Source organism: Micromonospora sp. NBRC 101691 (assembly GCF_030269285.1).
Lineage (GTDB): Bacteria > Actinomycetota > Actinomycetes > Mycobacteriales > Micromonosporaceae > Micromonospora > Micromonospora echinospora.
The window spans coordinates 1-15,526 of sequence record NZ_BSTB01000022.1 but is presented as its reverse complement, the minus strand read 5'-3'; the positions used below and the strand labels follow the sequence as shown (position 1 = coordinate 15,526).

Sequence of the window (15,526 nt, the reverse complement as noted above, 5' to 3'; positions counted from 1 at the left end):
CTCAGGACTCCTCCATGAGGGATAGGTAGATCGCCTCGAGGCGTTCACCGGCCGAGGCCAGCGAGTACTCCCGCTGGGGAATCGGTTCGGCGTTCTTCGCGAGGCGACGGGCCAGGTCCGGATCGTCGAGCACCATCTCGATGGAGTCGGCGAGCTTCGGAGGGTCGAAGGGCGGCACCAGCACGCCGGTCTCCATGTGCTCGACCAGCTTGTGTACGCCGCTGACGTCGTGCGCCACGACTGGGCGCTTCATCATCATGTACTCCAGGACGACGACGCCCAGTTCCTCGTACTGCGAGGGCAGGACGGCCAGCGTCGAGAGCGAGATGATCGACGGAATGTACTCGGGGAGCAGGAAGCCGGTGATGACCAGCTTGTCGGCGACGCCGAGCTGGCGGGCCAGCGCCTCGATGTCCCCGCGCTGCGGGCCGTCCCCGGCGATCAGGAACCGGCAGTCGCGCCGCTTGTTCACCTCGGCGGCGGCCTTGACGAACCAGTCCACGCCCTTCTCGGACGAGATCCGGCCGACGTAGAGGACGGTCGGCTTGTCGTCGGTCAGCCCGAACCGCTGCCGCAGTTCCTCCCGGCGCTCCGGGGTGTCGTGCCCGACGAAGTTGTCGGTGACCAGATGCGCCAGCCGGTGCACCTTGTCGTCCGGCACGTGCAGTTCGTCCCGGATCCGCTCGCGCACCTTGTCGCTGAGGGTGAGCACGGCGCCGGAGTGCTGGATGACGTACTTCTCCGCCGACTTCGCCACCGGGTCGACCACCCGCTCGAACACCGTGGTCGGGTGCTGGGTGAGCGACCGGCAGGAGTAGATGTGCGACACGATCGGCACGTCGAGCACCTGGGCCGCGGCGTACGCGTACGCCGGGGCGGAACCGGAACCGTCACAGTGCGCGTGCACGATCCCGATCTCGCGCTTGAGCTGCTCCTTGTTGCGCATCACGTAGAGCAGGCTGGCCTTCGCCCACGCCCCGACCAGGCCGAAGTAGCCCTCCAGCTTGGACGGGATCGGCAGCACCGGCAGACGCCGGGCGTGCACGGTGACGTTCGGCGCGATCTGGAGGTCCTTCGGGACGCCGGGCGGGGCCATGGTGAGGACCCGTTGCGGGAAGCCCCGCCGGCCCATCTCCGTGACGATCGCGTGGCCCAACACGTGCATGCCGCCCATCGGGTCGAACCGTGGCTTCCACAGCTTCTGGTGATCGGCGTAGAGGAAGAACGGTGTCAGCGAGAGGACGCCCCGGGGGGCCTTGTTGTCAGGCATTCATCTCCACTTTCCGCCCGTCGGCCGCGCTGCGGTACGCCGCTTCGAGCGTTTCGACGACCGCGACGGCGTCGTCCGGGGTGTGCGTCATGGGCCGCCCGTCGAGCACCGCGTCCACGACCTGACGGTCCTGGTGCACGTATCCGCTGTTGCGGATCCACTCCCACTCGGGGCGCAGCCATCCCTGGTTGGGCTCCCACACCGCGCCGAACTTGGTGTTGGTGTAGGCCTCGACGCCCATGCCCTGCCAGAGATCGGCAGTGACCAGCCCCTCCGTGCCGATCACCTCGACGGTGAGCTGCTCACCGCCGGGGCAGGCCCAGGAGACGTCGCACTGACCGATCGCGCCGTCGGCGAACTCGATCAGGACGACACCCTGGTCCTCGACGTCCCCGGCGGCACTGAGCTGCCGGGTGCAGGCGGTGACGGCGCGGATGGCCGGCTTGCCGAGCATCCAGCGGCACAGTTCGACCGCGTGCCAGCCGAGGTCGGTCAGGGCGCCACCGCCGGCGGTCGCCTTCGAACGGAACCAGTCGGTGTCCGGTCCGGACGTCCGGAAGGCTACCCGGACCGAGTGGACAGTGCCCAGTGCTTCCCGGTCGGCCGCGAGTTCGTGGGCCCGGACGAACTTCGGGGCGTAGACGAAGTTGCCACCGTGCGCGAGGACCACCCCGCGTTCGTGGGCCGCGGCGGCCAGTTGCCGGGCGTGCCCGGTGGAGAGCACGAGCGGCTTCTCCACCAGGACGTTCCGGCCGGCGGCGATGACCTGTGCCGCGATCGGCTCGTGGGTGGCGGCCGGGGTGGCCACCACCACGAGCCTGACCGTGTCGTCAGCCAGCGCCTCGTCGAGGGTCGTGGTGACGCGTGCGCCGAACCGGGTGGCCAGGTCCGTGCCGACGCGCTCGTCCCGGTCCACCACCCACCGCAGATCCACGCGGGGATCTGCGGTGAGGACCTCGGCGTGCACGCCACCCATGAACCCGCCGCCGACGACGGCGACGCCCAAGCGCTCAACCATCGGCAGCACCCACCGTGTCCGGCACGCGGCCTTCCTCCACCGTCTCGACCGGAGCCACCAACTCGAAGTTCGGGATCTCCGGACAGGCGATCTCGTTGATGACCTCGCCGACCAGCGCCATCGGCACGGAGACCAGCGGACGGCCGTCGTGCCACAGCGGCTCGCCCAGTCCACCGAGGAGGACCATCGCGCTGCTCTCGGCCGGGTCGGCGAGGTAGCCGCGCTTGTTGTCGAACCGCAGGCGGTGCATCACCTCGTCGAGGTCGACCTCCTCGGGGATGGTCACCATCGCGCCCGCCCGGGTCAACAGCTCCCGGTGCAGGGCGACCGCCTCCTGGTCGAGGTGACCCAGCCGGTGGGACACCTCGGCGGCCACCACCATGCCGAGGCCGATCGCCTGGCCGTGGGAGAGCCCGCCGGCGGCGGTGTACTCGATGGCGTGTCCGACCGTGTGGCCGTACTCCAGCACGAGCCCGGCGCGGCACTCGTGCATGTCGTCCTCGGTGACCGAGGCCTTCGCCAGGATGCTCTCGGAGATGATCTCGTACATGGTCTCGTCGTCGTAGACGGCGTCCTGCCGCAGCGACGTGCGGAGCATCTCGACCATGCTCGGCCGGATGGCCAGCGAGTTCTTGACGACCTCGCAGAGACCGGAGACCGTCTCCCGGAACGGCAGGCTCCGCAGCATGGCGGTGTCGGCCAGGACGGACTCCGGCGCGTAGAAGGTGCCCATCAGGTTCTTGCCCACGCAGGCGTTGACCGCCTGCTTGAGCGAGAGGACCGAGTCGGACATCGCGATGAGCGACGTCGGGATGTGCACGAGGCGGATCCCGCGGAAGAGCAGCGCGGCCATCAGGCCCGCGATGTTGCCGATCACGCCGCCGCCGACGGCGACGACCACCGAGGCGCGGTCGGCGCCGAGTTGCAGCGCCGAGTCGGCCAACGTGCCGACGGCCTGGAGATCCTTGTACGGCTCACCGGCGCGGTGGATGAGCAGGTTCGCCGGAACCCGTGGGGAGAGTCGTTCGACCAGTTCCGCGCCGAACAGTGGACCGGTGTTGCTGTCACAGACGATCAGGAGCCGACTGGCCGACATGGCGACCAGGTCTTCCACGATGGCACCGAGGCAGTCGGTGCCGAGCCGGAACGGATACCGAACCGAGCCCAGGCGTATCTCGACCTCCATACGCACAACCCTTCGTCACGGGTCCCTACAACCCTTGGATGGGGCCCTAACCGACGGGAACCCCGGGGTCGGGGCTCCCGATCGCGGCTACCGGGGCCGGGGTCGATGGGGAACCTCCCCGTCCGGCCTGGGTGGTCAGCCGCGTAGTTCCCGGTGATTCGCGAACACCTTCTCGAAAGCGCGAACGATGTCCTTCATGTCCGACTCGTCGCCGAGCAGCGCCGAGTGGTGGATGGTGACGACCCGCTGGCCGGCGTCCTCGGCGACCGGCAGCGAGTAGCCGGTCAGGTCCAGCCCGGCGACGCCCTTGAACCGCGCCCGGGTGGCGGGCCGGTAGAGCCGGTTGTGGTTCATCGGCGGGTAGCTGGCGTAGATGGCCGCGCCGGAGAGTTCGGCGGCGACCGCCGGGGCGATCCGCTCGACGCCGATCTGCCCGATCTCGTCGTCTTCGATCCGACCGGCCCACTCGTAGTAGGTGCGCTCGGTGGTGCCGGGCGAGGAGACCTGGGGCTGCATGCCGAGCGCGCCGAGACCCTCGTCGAGCAGGGCCGCGTTGGCCCGCCGCCGTCCGTTCTGCTCGTCGAGCAGTTCGAGCTGGCCGAGGAGGAGCGCCGCCTGGAACTCCGACAGGCACCGGTTGTTGCCCATCAGCTCCGCGGTCTGGGCCAGTTCCATCTCGCCCACCGCGGGCTCGTCCGGCGTGTAGGTGCGGCCGTCCGCGCGCAGGTGCTCGGCGCGCCGGGAGAGGGCGGGGTCCCCGGTGATGACGGCACCGCCCTCACCACTGGTGAGCACCTTGCTGTGCTGCATGCTGAAGGTGCCGAAGGCGCCGAACGTGCCGACCCGACGGTCGCGGTAGCGCGCGCCGTGTGCCTGCGCGCAGTCCTCGATCAGCGGGATGTCGTGCCGCTCGGCGATCGCGGTCAACGCGTCCAGGTCCGCGACGGCGGAGTAGAGGTGGACCACGACGATGGCTGCGGTGCGCGGGGTGATCGCCCGTTCGACGGCCGCCGGGTCGAGACAGAGGGTCTGCGGATCCACGTCGACCGGGACGGGGACCGCGTTGACCCCGGCGACGGTGGATGCGTTGGCGACCCAGGTCAGACCCGGGATGATAACCTCGTCACCGGCCCCGACCCCGCACGCCTCGAGCGCGACCATGAGGCTGGCCGTCCCGCTGGAGGTCGGCACGCAGTGCCCGATCTCGTGGAACTCGGCGAACGCCGCTGCGAATCGCCGCTCGAAGCTCTGCTTCCCCTGATATGGCCCGCTGATGGCCCACCGACCGGAATGGAGAACCTCATTCAGGGCGTCGAGGGCGCCGGGCGCAGGAGCGGGCCACAACGGCCACTGCTGCGAACGTATAGGGGAACCACCATTGACGGCAAGAAGGGTCACTTTCACGTCCTCCCCAAGCCAGACTGCGGCAACCGTTAGATCGCGGCCCCGGCCAAGTGTGCCAGACACAATCACCAGTGTCGACGTGCAAAAACCGGCCAAGCCGGGCTTGCAGGACAGGCCGACCAATATGGACGTGGCGCGGGGTGGGCTGCGAGCGCTCCCATGCTCGCTCGGTAATACTCCTGCAATAACTTTAAGTACACAAGGCAATGACTCTTGGTGTGCGGAGCGGGTATTGGTGGGGGAATTTTTCCGCTTCGCTGCCGGTTCATGATCTTTCGGAGGATTCGATGACGACATCTGTGCCCGACGACCGTATCGAGCAGGTCGAGCAGGCCATCACCAAGAGCCGGCGCTACCAGACGGTGGCCCCGGCCACCGTGCGGCGGCTGGCCCGGGCTGCCCTCGTCGCCACGCGGGGTGACGTGCCGGACGCGGTGAAGCGCACCAAGCGCGGGCTGCACGAGATCTACGGCGCCTTCCTGCCGCCCAGTCCACCCAACTACGCAGCGTTGCTCAGGCAGCTCGACTCCGCCGTGGACGACGGTGACGACGAGGCGGTCCAGGCGGCCCTGCGGCGCGCGATGTCGGTGCACGTGTCCACTCGCGAACGGTTGCCGCACCTGGCGGAGTTCTACCGGGAGGTCTTCCGCCACGTTCCCCGGCCCAACACGCTGCGTGACCTCGCCTGCGGCCTCAACCCGCTGGCCGCCCCGTGGATGAGCCTGTCGGACGAGACCGTCTACGTCGCCTCCGACATCGACGCCCGGCTGATCGACTTCGTGGACGCCGCCCTGACGAGGTTGGGCGTCGCGCACCGCACGAGTGTGGTCGACCTCCTCGAGGACCGCCTTGACGAGCCGACCGACGTCACGCTATTGCTGAAGACGCTGCCCTGTCTGGAGACTCAGCGACGAGGCTCCGGCTGGGAAGTGATTGACATTGTCAACTCGCCGATTATCGTGGTAACCTTCCCGACCAAGTCTCTCGGTCAGCGATCGAAGGGGATGTTTCAGAACTATTCACAAAGTTTTGAGTCCCAGGCCAGAGAGCGGTCGTGCCGCATTCAGCGACTGGAGATCGGCAACGAGCTGATTTACGTCATTCAGAAATAGCTTTTCGGCACTCTTCCGGAAGAATCGGATGGCGTCGTGCGTGTACTTCGGCTGACTCCCTTTTTCCACCACGACTACGTCGACCACTGGCCGGCCGAGTTCGATCCGGTGGGCGGTATGCAGGTGCAGATCCTGGCGTTGTCCCGCAGCCTGGCCAGGGCGGGCGTCGACCAGCTCGTGCTGACCCTGGGCTTTCCGGGACTACCACCGACGAAGCAGATCGAGCCAGGGCTGACCGTTCGTATCGCCCGGGTGTCCCTGCCCCAGATCCGTTCCGAGATCACCGGTCTGGTCGGGCTGGGACAGGCATGGTTGATCGGAACCATCCGGGAATGCCTCCGGCTGCGCCGCGGTGACTGGCGTCCCGATCTCGTTCACGTGCACGCCGACGGCCAGATCTGGCCACTGGTCGCCGGGCGGATCGCCGCCCGGATCCTGGGCGTGCCGTACGTGCTCACCCTGCACTGTTCCCGGCTCTCCGTCTACCAGCCGATGTCGGCCGTGGACGCGATGGCGCACCGCCTGGTCACCCAGGCGGAACGACAGGCGCTGCGCTCCGCCGCCCGGGTCAGCACCCTGACCGCCCGCACCGCCGACGTGGTGAGCGCCGCGACCGGCCTGGACCGGTCCGCCATCGTGGTCAACCCGGACGCGGTCGACATCACCCCGGCCACGCCCGCCGAAGCGGCGGCGTTCGCGCAGCGGCACGGCCTGACCGGCCGCCGGCCGATCATCGGCTACATCGGCCGGGTCGCCCACGAGAAGGGCTGGCCGGACCTGCTCCGCCTGGCCGAACTCCTGGACGACCTCTCCCCGACCTTCCTCGTCGTCGGGGACGGCCCCCAGCGGGAACGGATGGAACGGGAGATCGCCGAGGCCGGCCGCGCGCACCAGTTCGTGGTGACCGGTTTCCTCCCGCACGACCAGGTGCCGGCCGCCCTCGCGCTGGTGGACACCCTGGTCATGCCCTCGATCCACGAGGAACTCGGCGGCAGCGCGATCGAGGCGATCATGACGGGCACCCCGGTCGCCGCCTACGCGGTCGGGGGCCTGCGCAGCACCATCGGCTCCGCCTGCCCCGACCTGCTCAGCGAGCCCGGCGACGTGAGCGGACTCGCTGACGTCGTCCGGCACGTCCTGGCCGACCGGGACGCGGTGGTCGCCCAGATCCGCGCCGCGCAGACCGGCACCGCCAGCACCTTCGACGTCGCCGCCACCCGGGACCGGATGATCGACTGCTACCGCGCCGCCCTCGCCGGGGCCGGGGCGGCGAGCGGGAAGTGACCGGGCAGCGGAGCATGGACACCGCCCCGACGCGCACGGACGTCCACCCGACCCGGGGCCACGTCCTGGTGACCGGTGGTAACCGGGGCCTCGGGCTGGCCACCGCCACCCTCCTGGCCGACGACGGCTGGTCCGTCCTGCTCGGGTGCCGCGACGAGCGGCGGGGCGCGGCGGCCGCCGAGGCGCTGCGCCGCCGGGGCGGTCGGGCCGCGCACGTACCCCTGGAGGTGACCTCACCGGCGAGCATCGCGGCCGCGGTCGACCTGGTCGCCGACCGCACCGGCGGGCGCCTCGCCGGCCTGGTCAACAACGCCGGGGTCTTCCTCGACGAACGCGACGCCGACCTGGAGAGCGTGACCGCCGAGGCGGTCCACGAGCTGCTCGCCGTCAACGCGGTCGGCCCCCTGCTGGTGACCCGCGCCATGCTGCCGTTGCTACGGGCCGCGACCGGGGCCGCCGTGGTCAACGTGAGCGCCGACGACGCCGACCCGGCCACCGCCGACGGGGAGGCCACCGGCTACCGGATGTCCAAGGCCGCGCTGAACATCATGACCGTCAACCTGGCGGTCGCCCTGCGCGAGCAGGACATCGTCGTCAACGCGATCGATCCGGGCTGGATCCCCACCGACATGGGCGGCCCGGAGGCGCCCGACGACACCATGGCCGCCGCGCGCCTGGTGGCCTGGGCCGTCACGGCCGCCCGGGAACACGGGACCACCGGGCAGGTGCTCAGCGTCCGTCAACCCCCCGACGCGCTGCGGGCCGACCCCGTGACCGTCGGCGCACCCCCGACCGTCGTACCCCCGCACGGACAACCCCAGTGACCGGTCGGTCCCGTCGGGACCCCAGGCGGCCGGCCGGCACGCAGACCCAACCCGGGAGGTTCTCATCAGCGTTTCCGCCGACCTCAGTACCGGTCACGAGGACATCACAGCCCGGCTGCGGTACGGTCCGGAGCCGACCGCCGACGACACCACCCGCGTCGCCGACGTCTGTGTGATCGGCAGTGGCGCCTCCGGTGCGATCACCGCGTGGGCCCTGCAACGAGCCGGTCTCGACGTCGTGGTCGTCGAACAGGGTCCCTTCGTGGATCCCTGGGTGAGCTACGACGACGTCGAGACGGTTGCCGAGACCGCCTGGATCCGTCAGGACAGCGGCCTCTGGGAGAAGACCGGTAACCCCTGGTCCACCTGCAACGTCGGTGGGGGAACCGTCTTCTTCGGCGGCGCGGCCTTCCGCTACCGTCCGGTCGACTTCGACGCGGAGAGCCGGCTGGGCCGCTCCGACCTGCCGCTGCGCTGGCCGTGGACGGTGGACGAGATCGACCCCTACTACGAGTTCGTGGAGTTGGCGCTCGGCATCTCCGGCGGGGGCAACGACCCGAGCCTGCCGCGCAACCCGACGTACCCGATGCGGCCGGTGGAGACCACCGCGGAGGGGGCGGTCATCCTGGAGGCGGCCCGCTCACTGGGCCTGAACCCCTTCCCGACGCCGCTGGCCATCGCCACCGAGGCCTACCACGGCCGGCTTCCCTGCGCCGGCGAGCGCCCGTGCATCTCCAACCGGTGCGACCGGGGTGCCAAGGGGGACGCCCTCACCGTCTTCCTCGAACCGGCCCGCAAGGCGGGGCTGCGGCTCTTCGCCGGCCTGAAGGCCGTCCGGCTGCTCCGGCGGGACGCCACCAGCGTGGACGGTGTCGAGTGCGTCCGGGTGGACAACGGCAACCGGCACGTCTTCCGGGCCCGGCACGTGGTCGTCGCCGGCAACGCCGTCCAGAGCGCCGCCCTGCTGCTGCGCTCGACCGACGAGCTGAGCCCACAGGGACTCGGCAACGAGCACGACATGGTCGGCCGAGGCCTGTGCTTCAAGATGAGCGGGTACGTCCTCGGCTACCGGCGCACCGACACCCCGGGCGGCGACCGGGTCACCGGTCCGGGGCCGTTCTCCACCGCCGCCATCACCGACTACTACACCGCCGACGACGCACCCGGCGGGCTCGGCGGGGTGATCTTCGAGTCCCAGCCGGAGGAGGCCCTCCGGCTGCGTCCGGACGAGCAGATCATCCGGCTGGAGTGCATCGTCCCCGACCAGCCTCGCGCCGAGAACCGGGTGTCCCTCGGCCGGGGCGTCGACGAGTTCGGCCTGCCGGACGTGGTGATGGACTACTCGGCCCACCCCCGGGACCGGGCCCGACTGGAGTACCTGCAACGGCGGGCCGAGGGGATCCTGCGCGCCGCTGGCTGCGAGCTGACCTGGCGTGAGTCGTCGTACTTCTGGATGGGCAGCACCCACCTGCACGGCACCTGCCGCTCCGGCACCGATCCCCGCACCTCGGTCACCGACCCGGACGGCCGGGTGCACGGCCTGACCAACCTGATGGTGGTCGACGGCGGCGTGATGCCCTACCCGGGCGGCGTCAACCCCACCCTCACCATCCAGGCCCTCGCCCTACGGATGGCCCGCGAGCTCCTGGTCCGGGAGTTCGGCCTCGATCCCGACTTCTCGCTGTGACCTGTCGGAACGGAACGAATCGAGCGGAGTGCATGACCATCGACATCGGCGCCGGCAAGCTGCTGGCCCAGGAACCCACCTGCCCCCGGGACGCCGACGGACGCCCCCGGGTGTTCGTCGAGGGCTCGGGCGCGTACCTGACCGACCCGGACGGCCGCCGGTGGGTCGACTTCGACAACGCCCGGGGCTCGGTCATCCTCGGCCACGGTGACGAGGAGGTCGCCGAGGCGATCGCCCGCGCCGCCCGGGGCCGCTCCGGCGTGGGCACCGCCTGGAGCCCGGTGCTGGACTCCCTGCTCGGCCAGTTGCAGGAGGTGTGCGGCGGCGACGTGGTCGGTCTCTACCGCACCGGCACCGCCGCGCTCCGCTCGGTGACCTGCGCCGTCCGGGACGCCCGGGACCGCTCGATCGTCCTCAGCTCGGGCTACCACGGGTACGACCCGATGTGGCACTGTGACGAGCCGTTCACCCCCAACCAGCACGGCATCGTCGAGTTCCTCTTCGACCTGGACGTGCTCGCCGAGTGGCTCAGCCGCCCGGAGCAGGTGGCGGCGGTGGTGATCAGCCCCGACCACATGCACCTGGGCGAGCGCTGGTACACCGAGTTCACCCGGCTGACGAAGGAGGCGGACGTCCCGGTCATCGCCGACGAGGTCAAGGTCGGCCTCCGCTACCGGGCCGGGCTCTCCACCCCGCTCCTCGACCCGGCCGTCTGGATCGTGGCGAAGTGCCTGGCCAACGGCTCCCCGGTCGCGGCGGTGGGCGGGGACGCCCACCTGCTCGCCGCGCTGGAGGACGTCTCGTTCACCTCGTACTTCGAGCCGACCGCCATGGCCGCCGCGACCACCACGCTGCGGCGGATGGCGACCGGCGAACCGCAGCAGGCCATCCGGGCCGCCGGCGACCGGTTCATCGCCCACACCCGGGCGGCGTTCGCCGGCGCCGGAGTCCCGATCGACCTGGCCGGCAACGGCAACCTCTTCCAGTTCGTCTGTGCCGACGACGAGGTGGCCGACGCCTTCCACGCCGCCGCGGCGGCCGAGGGCCTGCTCTTCTTCGAGGGCGACAACCAGACCCCCTCGGCGGCCTTCACCGACGAGGTGGTCGAGGACGCCTGCGGCCGGATCGACCGGGTCAGCGCCGCGCTGACCGGCCGCTTCACCGACCGCGAACTCACCGAGGAGTCCTGGTACGCCAGCGCCTGGGGCGCGATGGACGGCCTGGCGGACCGGCCGCGCACCCGGGAGGAGACCACCGCGATCGTCGAGCGCCTCTGGGAGGACTGAGACCCGGCGGTTCACGCCTTGTGGATCGCCACCAGGTCCTCGGACGCCAGAGTGGCCCGCGACCAGCTCCATCCCCGGTCGCGGGCCAGCTCGGTCAGCTCCTCGACGTGTCGGGGCACGAAGACCGCCGCCCGGCCGTTCATGGCCCGGGTGGGGAACGACACCACCACGTGCCGGCACGCCAGCCGGTCGACCAGCGCCAGCCCCGCGCCGGGCCGGCGTCCCTCCATGCAGTGGTACGTCTTGAGCAGCAACCCCAGGTCCGCGCTCACCCGGTGCCCGTCGGTGAGCACGTCCTCGTGCCGGATCTCGCAGTCCGGATGGGTCCGGGCGAGGAACGCGTTGCCCAGCTCCACGAACGTCGCGTTGAAGTCGTAGCCGACGTAGCGGGCGTCGCTCACCTCCCGCAGCCAGGGCACGGTGAACGGGTTCAGCGCGCACGCGATGTCGGCCACCGTCTCCGGCGGCGGCACCAGCCCGAACAGGGTCGGATAGAAGGTGTCCAGGTCGGGCAGGCGTTCGGCGGTGGAGAAGTGCCCGGCCAGCACCTGCCGGCACCAGTCCCGCCGGGACTGCGGGTCGTCGAGGTCGGCCCGGTCCAGCGCCTTGCGCAGCGCCGCCGGCCGGGCGGTGAGCAGGTGCAGGGCGGCGACCTTGTGCAGCCGGGCCCGGACCCGCCGTTCCAGCTCGGCGGCGTCGCCGGTGGCCCGGCCCTCCCGCCGGACCAGGTCGGCGATCGTCTCCGGGTGCACGTCGCGGTACTTCGCCGCGGCGGTGAGCCGGGCGATCACCTTCCGCACGGCGGGTGACTCCGCCGCCGGCGACGACGGCACGGCCGCAGCCGCCTCCGGCAGCGCAGCCGACTCCGGCCGGGTGGCCGGCGGCGGTTCACCGGCCGGCACCAGGTCCGGCGGGGTCGACGTCACCGGCCGGTCACCCCAGCCGGGCCGGCTCGCGCAGGCCCGGCCGAGCCATCCGCCCGGCCCGGATCATCTCCAGTAGGCGGGTGTAGAAGCGCAGGTTGTGCAGGGTGGCGAGCCGGTCCGCCAGCCCGTCCTTGACCCGGAAGAGGTGGTGCAGGTAGCTGCGGCTGTACCGCCGGCAGGTCGGGCAGTCGCAGGTCGCGCAGATCGGCTCGTCCTTGCGGGAGTTCTCCTCGTCCAGGATGTAGACGTTCTGGTAGAAGCTCCGGTCCGGGGTGAGCAGCCGGTCGGCGATCTCCGGCACGAACGCGTACAACCGGCCGTGCCGGGCGTCCCGGGTCGGGATCGTGCAGTCGAAGACCCAGCGCATGTCCAGCTCACAGAGGGAGACCAGGTGCTCGGGCCGGCCGACCCCCAGGGCGAACAACGGCGCGTCCTGCGGGGTGATCCGGGAGAGCAGGGCGAACATCTCACGCTCCAGCTCACCCTCGGCGCTCAACGGCCAGCCACCGAAGCCGAACCCCTGCGCGCCGGACTCGACGAGGGCGTCCACGCAGCGTTGGCGCAGCTCCGGATCGGTACCGCCCTGCACCACCCCGACCAGCATCGGCGGCTCGGTCATCCGACGCTGCCGGCACTGGAGGTCGTACGCCTGCCGGGCCTGCCGGAACCAGCGGATCGTCCGCTCGGTCGAGGCGAGCTGCTCGGCCGGGGAGTCCTCCGGGCCGGTGCAGTCGTCGAGGGCGACCACCACGTCCGAGCGGAGCCCGAACTGCCACTCGATGACCTTCTCGGGGGTCAGCACGATCTTCTTCGCGCTCGGCGACTCCTGGAAGGTCACCCCGCTGGACCGGATGGCCCCCTTCTTGCCCTGCTTGCGGAGCAGGGAGAGGACCTGGAACCCACCCGAGTCGGAGACGATCACGCCGTCCCAGGCCATGAAGCGGTGGAGCCCGCCGGCCCGCTTGATGGTCTGCAACCCGGGACGCTGGGCCAGGTGCATCGCGTTGACCATCACCGCCTGGATGCCCACCGTCGCCAGGTCGAGGGTGTCGACCGCCCGGACCGAGGCCCGGGTGCCGTCGGGCAGGAAGGTGGGCAGGACGACCGACCCGTGGGCGGTGTCCAGCGAGGGGCCCGCCGGGGCGGCAGGGTCCGGGGAGGTCATCAGGTCGCAGCTCCTGGGCAGCGGGCAGACGGATTCTCCAGGATACGTGCCCCGGCGGGCCGCTCCTCAGGCGCGGCTCGTGCTCACCGCGGCCGGCGTGCCCGCCCGGCCACGGGCCCGTTCGGCCCGGCGGCGGATCTGCTGGTACGCGCCGGTCAGCCCCATCGCCCGGCGTACCTCGGCGAGAGTGCGCCGGACCTCCTCCCGGGTCCGTTCGGTGCCGTCGGCGATCAGCTGGTCGACGAGGCCACGCTCGGCCGCGAAGCCGGCCCGGCGCTCCCGCATCGGGTCGAGGAACCGGTTGAGCGCCGCGGCGAGACGCTCCTTGACCTCCACGTCGCCGACCCGGCCGGCCCGGTAGCGCTCCTTCAGCTCGTCGACCTCGGCCCGGTCCGGGTTGAACACGTCGTGGTAGACGAAGACCGGGTTCCCCGCCACGGTCCCCGGCACGTCGGCCCGGACCCGTTTCGGGTCGGTGTACATGCCCCGCACCTTGCGCCGTACCACCGCCGGCTCGTCGGCGAGCGCGATGGCGTTGCCGAGACTCTTGCTCATCTTGGCGCGGCCGTCCGTGCCGACCAGCGTCGGCGTCTCCGCGTGGATCATCTCCGGTACCGGGAGCACCTCCCCGTAGAGATGGTTGAACCGGCGCGCCACCTCCCGGGTCACCTCCACGTGCGCGGCGTTGTCCCGGCCCACCGGCACGACGTCGGCCCGGACGCAGAGGATGTCCGCCGCCTGGAGGACGGGATAGCCGAGCAGCCCGTACGGCATCTCCTCCTTGCCGGCGGCCCGGGCCATCTCCTTCAGCGACGGCACCCGCTCCAGCCTCGGCACGCTGACCAGGTTCTGGAAGAGCGTGTTCAGGTCGCCGACCTCGGGGACGGCGGACTGGAGGTAGAACGTGGCCCGGTCCGGATCGACCCCGGCGGCGAGGATGTCGAGGACCATCTCCCGGGCGTTGCCGGCGACCCGGGAGATGTCCTCGCGGGTGTTCCTCGTGGTGAGCATGTGCAGGTCGGCGATGATGAAGAAGCTCTCGTAGCGCTGGTGCAACCGGACCCGGTTGGCGATGCTGCCCACGTAGTGGCCGAGGTGCAGCCGCCCGGTCGGGCGGTCGCCGGTGAGCATCCGTGCAGCGGACATGGTGGTACGCCTCTCGTGTCGTACGGGTGGGGTTTCGCGGGCGCGCGTCGACGCGGGACGGAACGTCCCGGTCGGTGTGTCGGCAGGGGTCGGCTCAGCGAGCCGGTTGCCATCGCGCGCCGTCGCGGAACCGGAGCCCGCGGGCACGAAGGACGTCCAGGAGGCGGTCACGCCCGTCTCCGGAGATGGTCGCCGCCGGATACGACGCGGCACCGGCGGGCAGGTCGTCGCTCAGCTCGACGCCCGCCGCCGGGAGGTTGCTCGTCCGGACCACGGGTCCACGTTAACCCCGCAGGCCGATGCGTGCTGCCCTGACCAGGGGCGACGCGTCCCCGGCGCTGGCATACTCGGCGGCCATGGTGCTGTCACGGGGCTGGGCGCTCTTCCTTGTCGGTGTCGGGGTCTGGACCTGGGCGATCTGGCCGAGGTTCGCGGTCGCGATCTGGAACGACCCGAGGGCCTGGTCGACCGGGACGGTCGGCGAGGGCGGCGGTACGGGTTTCCTCTGGATCCACGCGTTGTTGATCGCTGCGTCCCTGACCATCGGTACGGCGGTCGGCGTGCTGGGTGTCCGTGGCGTGCTCGCCCAGCGGCGTGCCCACAGCCGTGCCCATCACCCGTCTGACCATGCGATATAGCCAGTCATCGACGATGTGACGCGGACCGCTACCCCCTCGATTTGACGTTCAAACCCCCGACGCGTAACTTTCTCTCTGCCAGCGCGGAACGGACGAAACAGGGCAAAACACCTGGGAGTCCGAAACGGGCCGGCACCGGAGCGGGAGGGGTTCACTCCTCTGGCACCGGGACCGGGTGGTGCTTCACCGGTCGACCGAGGGGTCGATTTGGCGGGGCGGAACCGGCCGGGTAAGGTTTACGACCGGCAGGGAACCGGGCGAGCGAGCGGGAGACCGCAGCGGCCGGCCTGCTGAATCCGATGATCAAAGCGCAGTGGTTCGCCGCTGCCTGCGGTCAGCGGGGCCAAACCGTACCAAGCACGACAGACCGGGACACACGGTTTGACACGGCGGAAACGGTGAGGTAACGTAGTAGAAGTGCTCGACGCGGAAGCGGCGGGTGCGAGGACGAGATGCCCCGGATGGGGCCCCTGAGGGGGTTGCCGGATGGTGTGTGGTTGTTCTTTGAGAACTCAACAGGGTGCTTGATAAGCCAGTGCCAATTAAGTTATACCCCGTGCTGGTCGGGCTTGATGTCTGG

Annotated in this window: 13 protein-coding genes and 1 pseudogene; 7 read left to right on the top strand and 7 right to left on the bottom strand. The window is 70.7% G+C overall.

Going from position 1 to position 15,526, the window contains the following annotated elements; all coding sequences use genetic code 11:
* Position 1: 1 nt before the first annotated feature.
* From QSK20_RS26720 to QSK20_RS26705, 4 genes are all read right to left on the bottom strand, one after another.
* Entirely contained in the window at positions 2-1,270 is a 1,269-nt protein-coding gene (locus tag QSK20_RS26720; RefSeq protein WP_285791373.1) for a glycosyltransferase family 4 protein, read from the bottom strand.
* Complete coding sequence (locus QSK20_RS26715; RefSeq protein WP_285791372.1) at positions 1,263-2,288, bottom strand: Gfo/Idh/MocA family protein; 1,026 nt, start codon at positions 2,286-2,288, stop codon at positions 1,263-1,265. Before QSK20_RS26715 ends, QSK20_RS26720 begins: the two co-directional genes overlap by 8 nt.
* On the bottom strand, positions 2,281-3,474 hold the full coding sequence (locus QSK20_RS26710) for a 2-deoxy-scyllo-inosose synthase (protein WP_285791371.1): 1,194 nt from the start codon (positions 3,472-3,474) through the stop codon (positions 2,281-2,283). Before QSK20_RS26710 ends, QSK20_RS26715 begins: the two co-directional genes overlap by 8 nt.
* 135 nt (positions 3,475-3,609) lie before the next feature.
* Positions 3,610-4,872 carry a DegT/DnrJ/EryC1/StrS aminotransferase family protein gene (locus QSK20_RS26705; RefSeq protein WP_285791370.1) on the bottom strand — a complete coding sequence of 421 codons (1,263 nt, stop codon included), beginning with the start codon at positions 4,870-4,872 and terminating at the stop codon, positions 3,610-3,612.
* Between the two features lie 293 nt (positions 4,873-5,165).
* Between QSK20_RS26705 and QSK20_RS26700 the strand changes: the two genes are divergently transcribed.
* The 6 genes and pseudogenes from QSK20_RS26700 (at position 5,166) to QSK20_RS26680 (ending at position 11,071) form a co-directional block, all read left to right on the top strand.
* Positions 5,166-5,990 (top strand): Rmt family 16S rRNA (guanine(1405)-N(7))-methyltransferase, encoded by an 825-nt coding sequence (locus tag QSK20_RS26700; RefSeq protein ID WP_285791369.1) that lies wholly within the window; start codon positions 5,166-5,168, stop codon positions 5,988-5,990.
* A 36-nt stretch (positions 5,991-6,026) separates the two neighbouring features.
* The gene (locus QSK20_RS26695) at positions 6,027-7,274 is read left to right on the top strand and encodes a glycosyltransferase family 4 protein (RefSeq protein WP_285791368.1); all 1,248 of its coding nucleotides are present in this window, start codon (positions 6,027-6,029) and stop codon (positions 7,272-7,274) included.
* A gap of 14 nt (positions 7,275-7,288) precedes the next feature.
* Positions 7,289-8,098: an SDR family NAD(P)-dependent oxidoreductase gene (locus QSK20_RS26690; protein WP_285791367.1), complete on the top strand. Its 810-nt coding sequence runs from the start codon at positions 7,289-7,291 to the stop codon at positions 8,096-8,098.
* 172 nt (positions 8,099-8,270) lie between these two features.
* Positions 8,271-8,348: pseudogene (locus tag QSK20_RS32190) on the top strand (NAD(P)-binding protein); the annotation flags it as partial.
* 12 nt (positions 8,349-8,360) lie between these two features.
* Complete coding sequence (locus tag QSK20_RS26685; RefSeq protein WP_285791366.1) at positions 8,361-9,785, top strand: GMC oxidoreductase; 1,425 nt, start codon at positions 8,361-8,363, stop codon at positions 9,783-9,785.
* 32 nt (positions 9,786-9,817) lie between these two features.
* Complete coding sequence (locus tag QSK20_RS26680) at positions 9,818-11,071, top strand: aminotransferase class III-fold pyridoxal phosphate-dependent enzyme (RefSeq protein WP_285791365.1); 1,254 nt, start codon at positions 9,818-9,820, stop codon at positions 11,069-11,071.
* Between the two features lie 11 nt (positions 11,072-11,082).
* On the opposite strand, the gene QSK20_RS26675 is transcribed toward QSK20_RS26680, so the two are convergent.
* The 3 genes from QSK20_RS26675 to trpS form a co-directional block, all read right to left on the bottom strand.
* Positions 11,083-11,997, bottom strand: a complete 915-nt coding sequence (locus tag QSK20_RS26675; protein ID WP_285791364.1) for a class I SAM-dependent methyltransferase — start codon at positions 11,995-11,997, stop codon at positions 11,083-11,085.
* A gap of 7 nt (positions 11,998-12,004) precedes the next feature.
* Positions 12,005-13,162, bottom strand: coding sequence for a tRNA-ribosyltransferase family protein (locus QSK20_RS26670; RefSeq protein WP_285791363.1), 1,158 nt, complete (start codon positions 13,160-13,162; stop codon positions 12,005-12,007).
* A 66-nt stretch (positions 13,163-13,228) separates the two neighbouring features.
* Entirely contained in the window at positions 13,229-14,308 is a 1,080-nt protein-coding gene (trpS, locus tag QSK20_RS26665; protein WP_285791362.1) for a tryptophan--tRNA ligase, read from the bottom strand.
* Positions 14,309-14,607: 299 nt separating this feature from the next.
* Between trpS and QSK20_RS26660 the strand changes: the two genes are divergently transcribed.
* The gene (locus QSK20_RS26660; protein ID WP_502889033.1) at positions 14,608-14,946 is read left to right on the top strand and encodes an SCO4848 family membrane protein; all 339 of its coding nucleotides are present in this window, start codon (positions 14,608-14,610) and stop codon (positions 14,944-14,946) included.
* Positions 14,947-15,526: the final 580 nt, after the last annotated feature.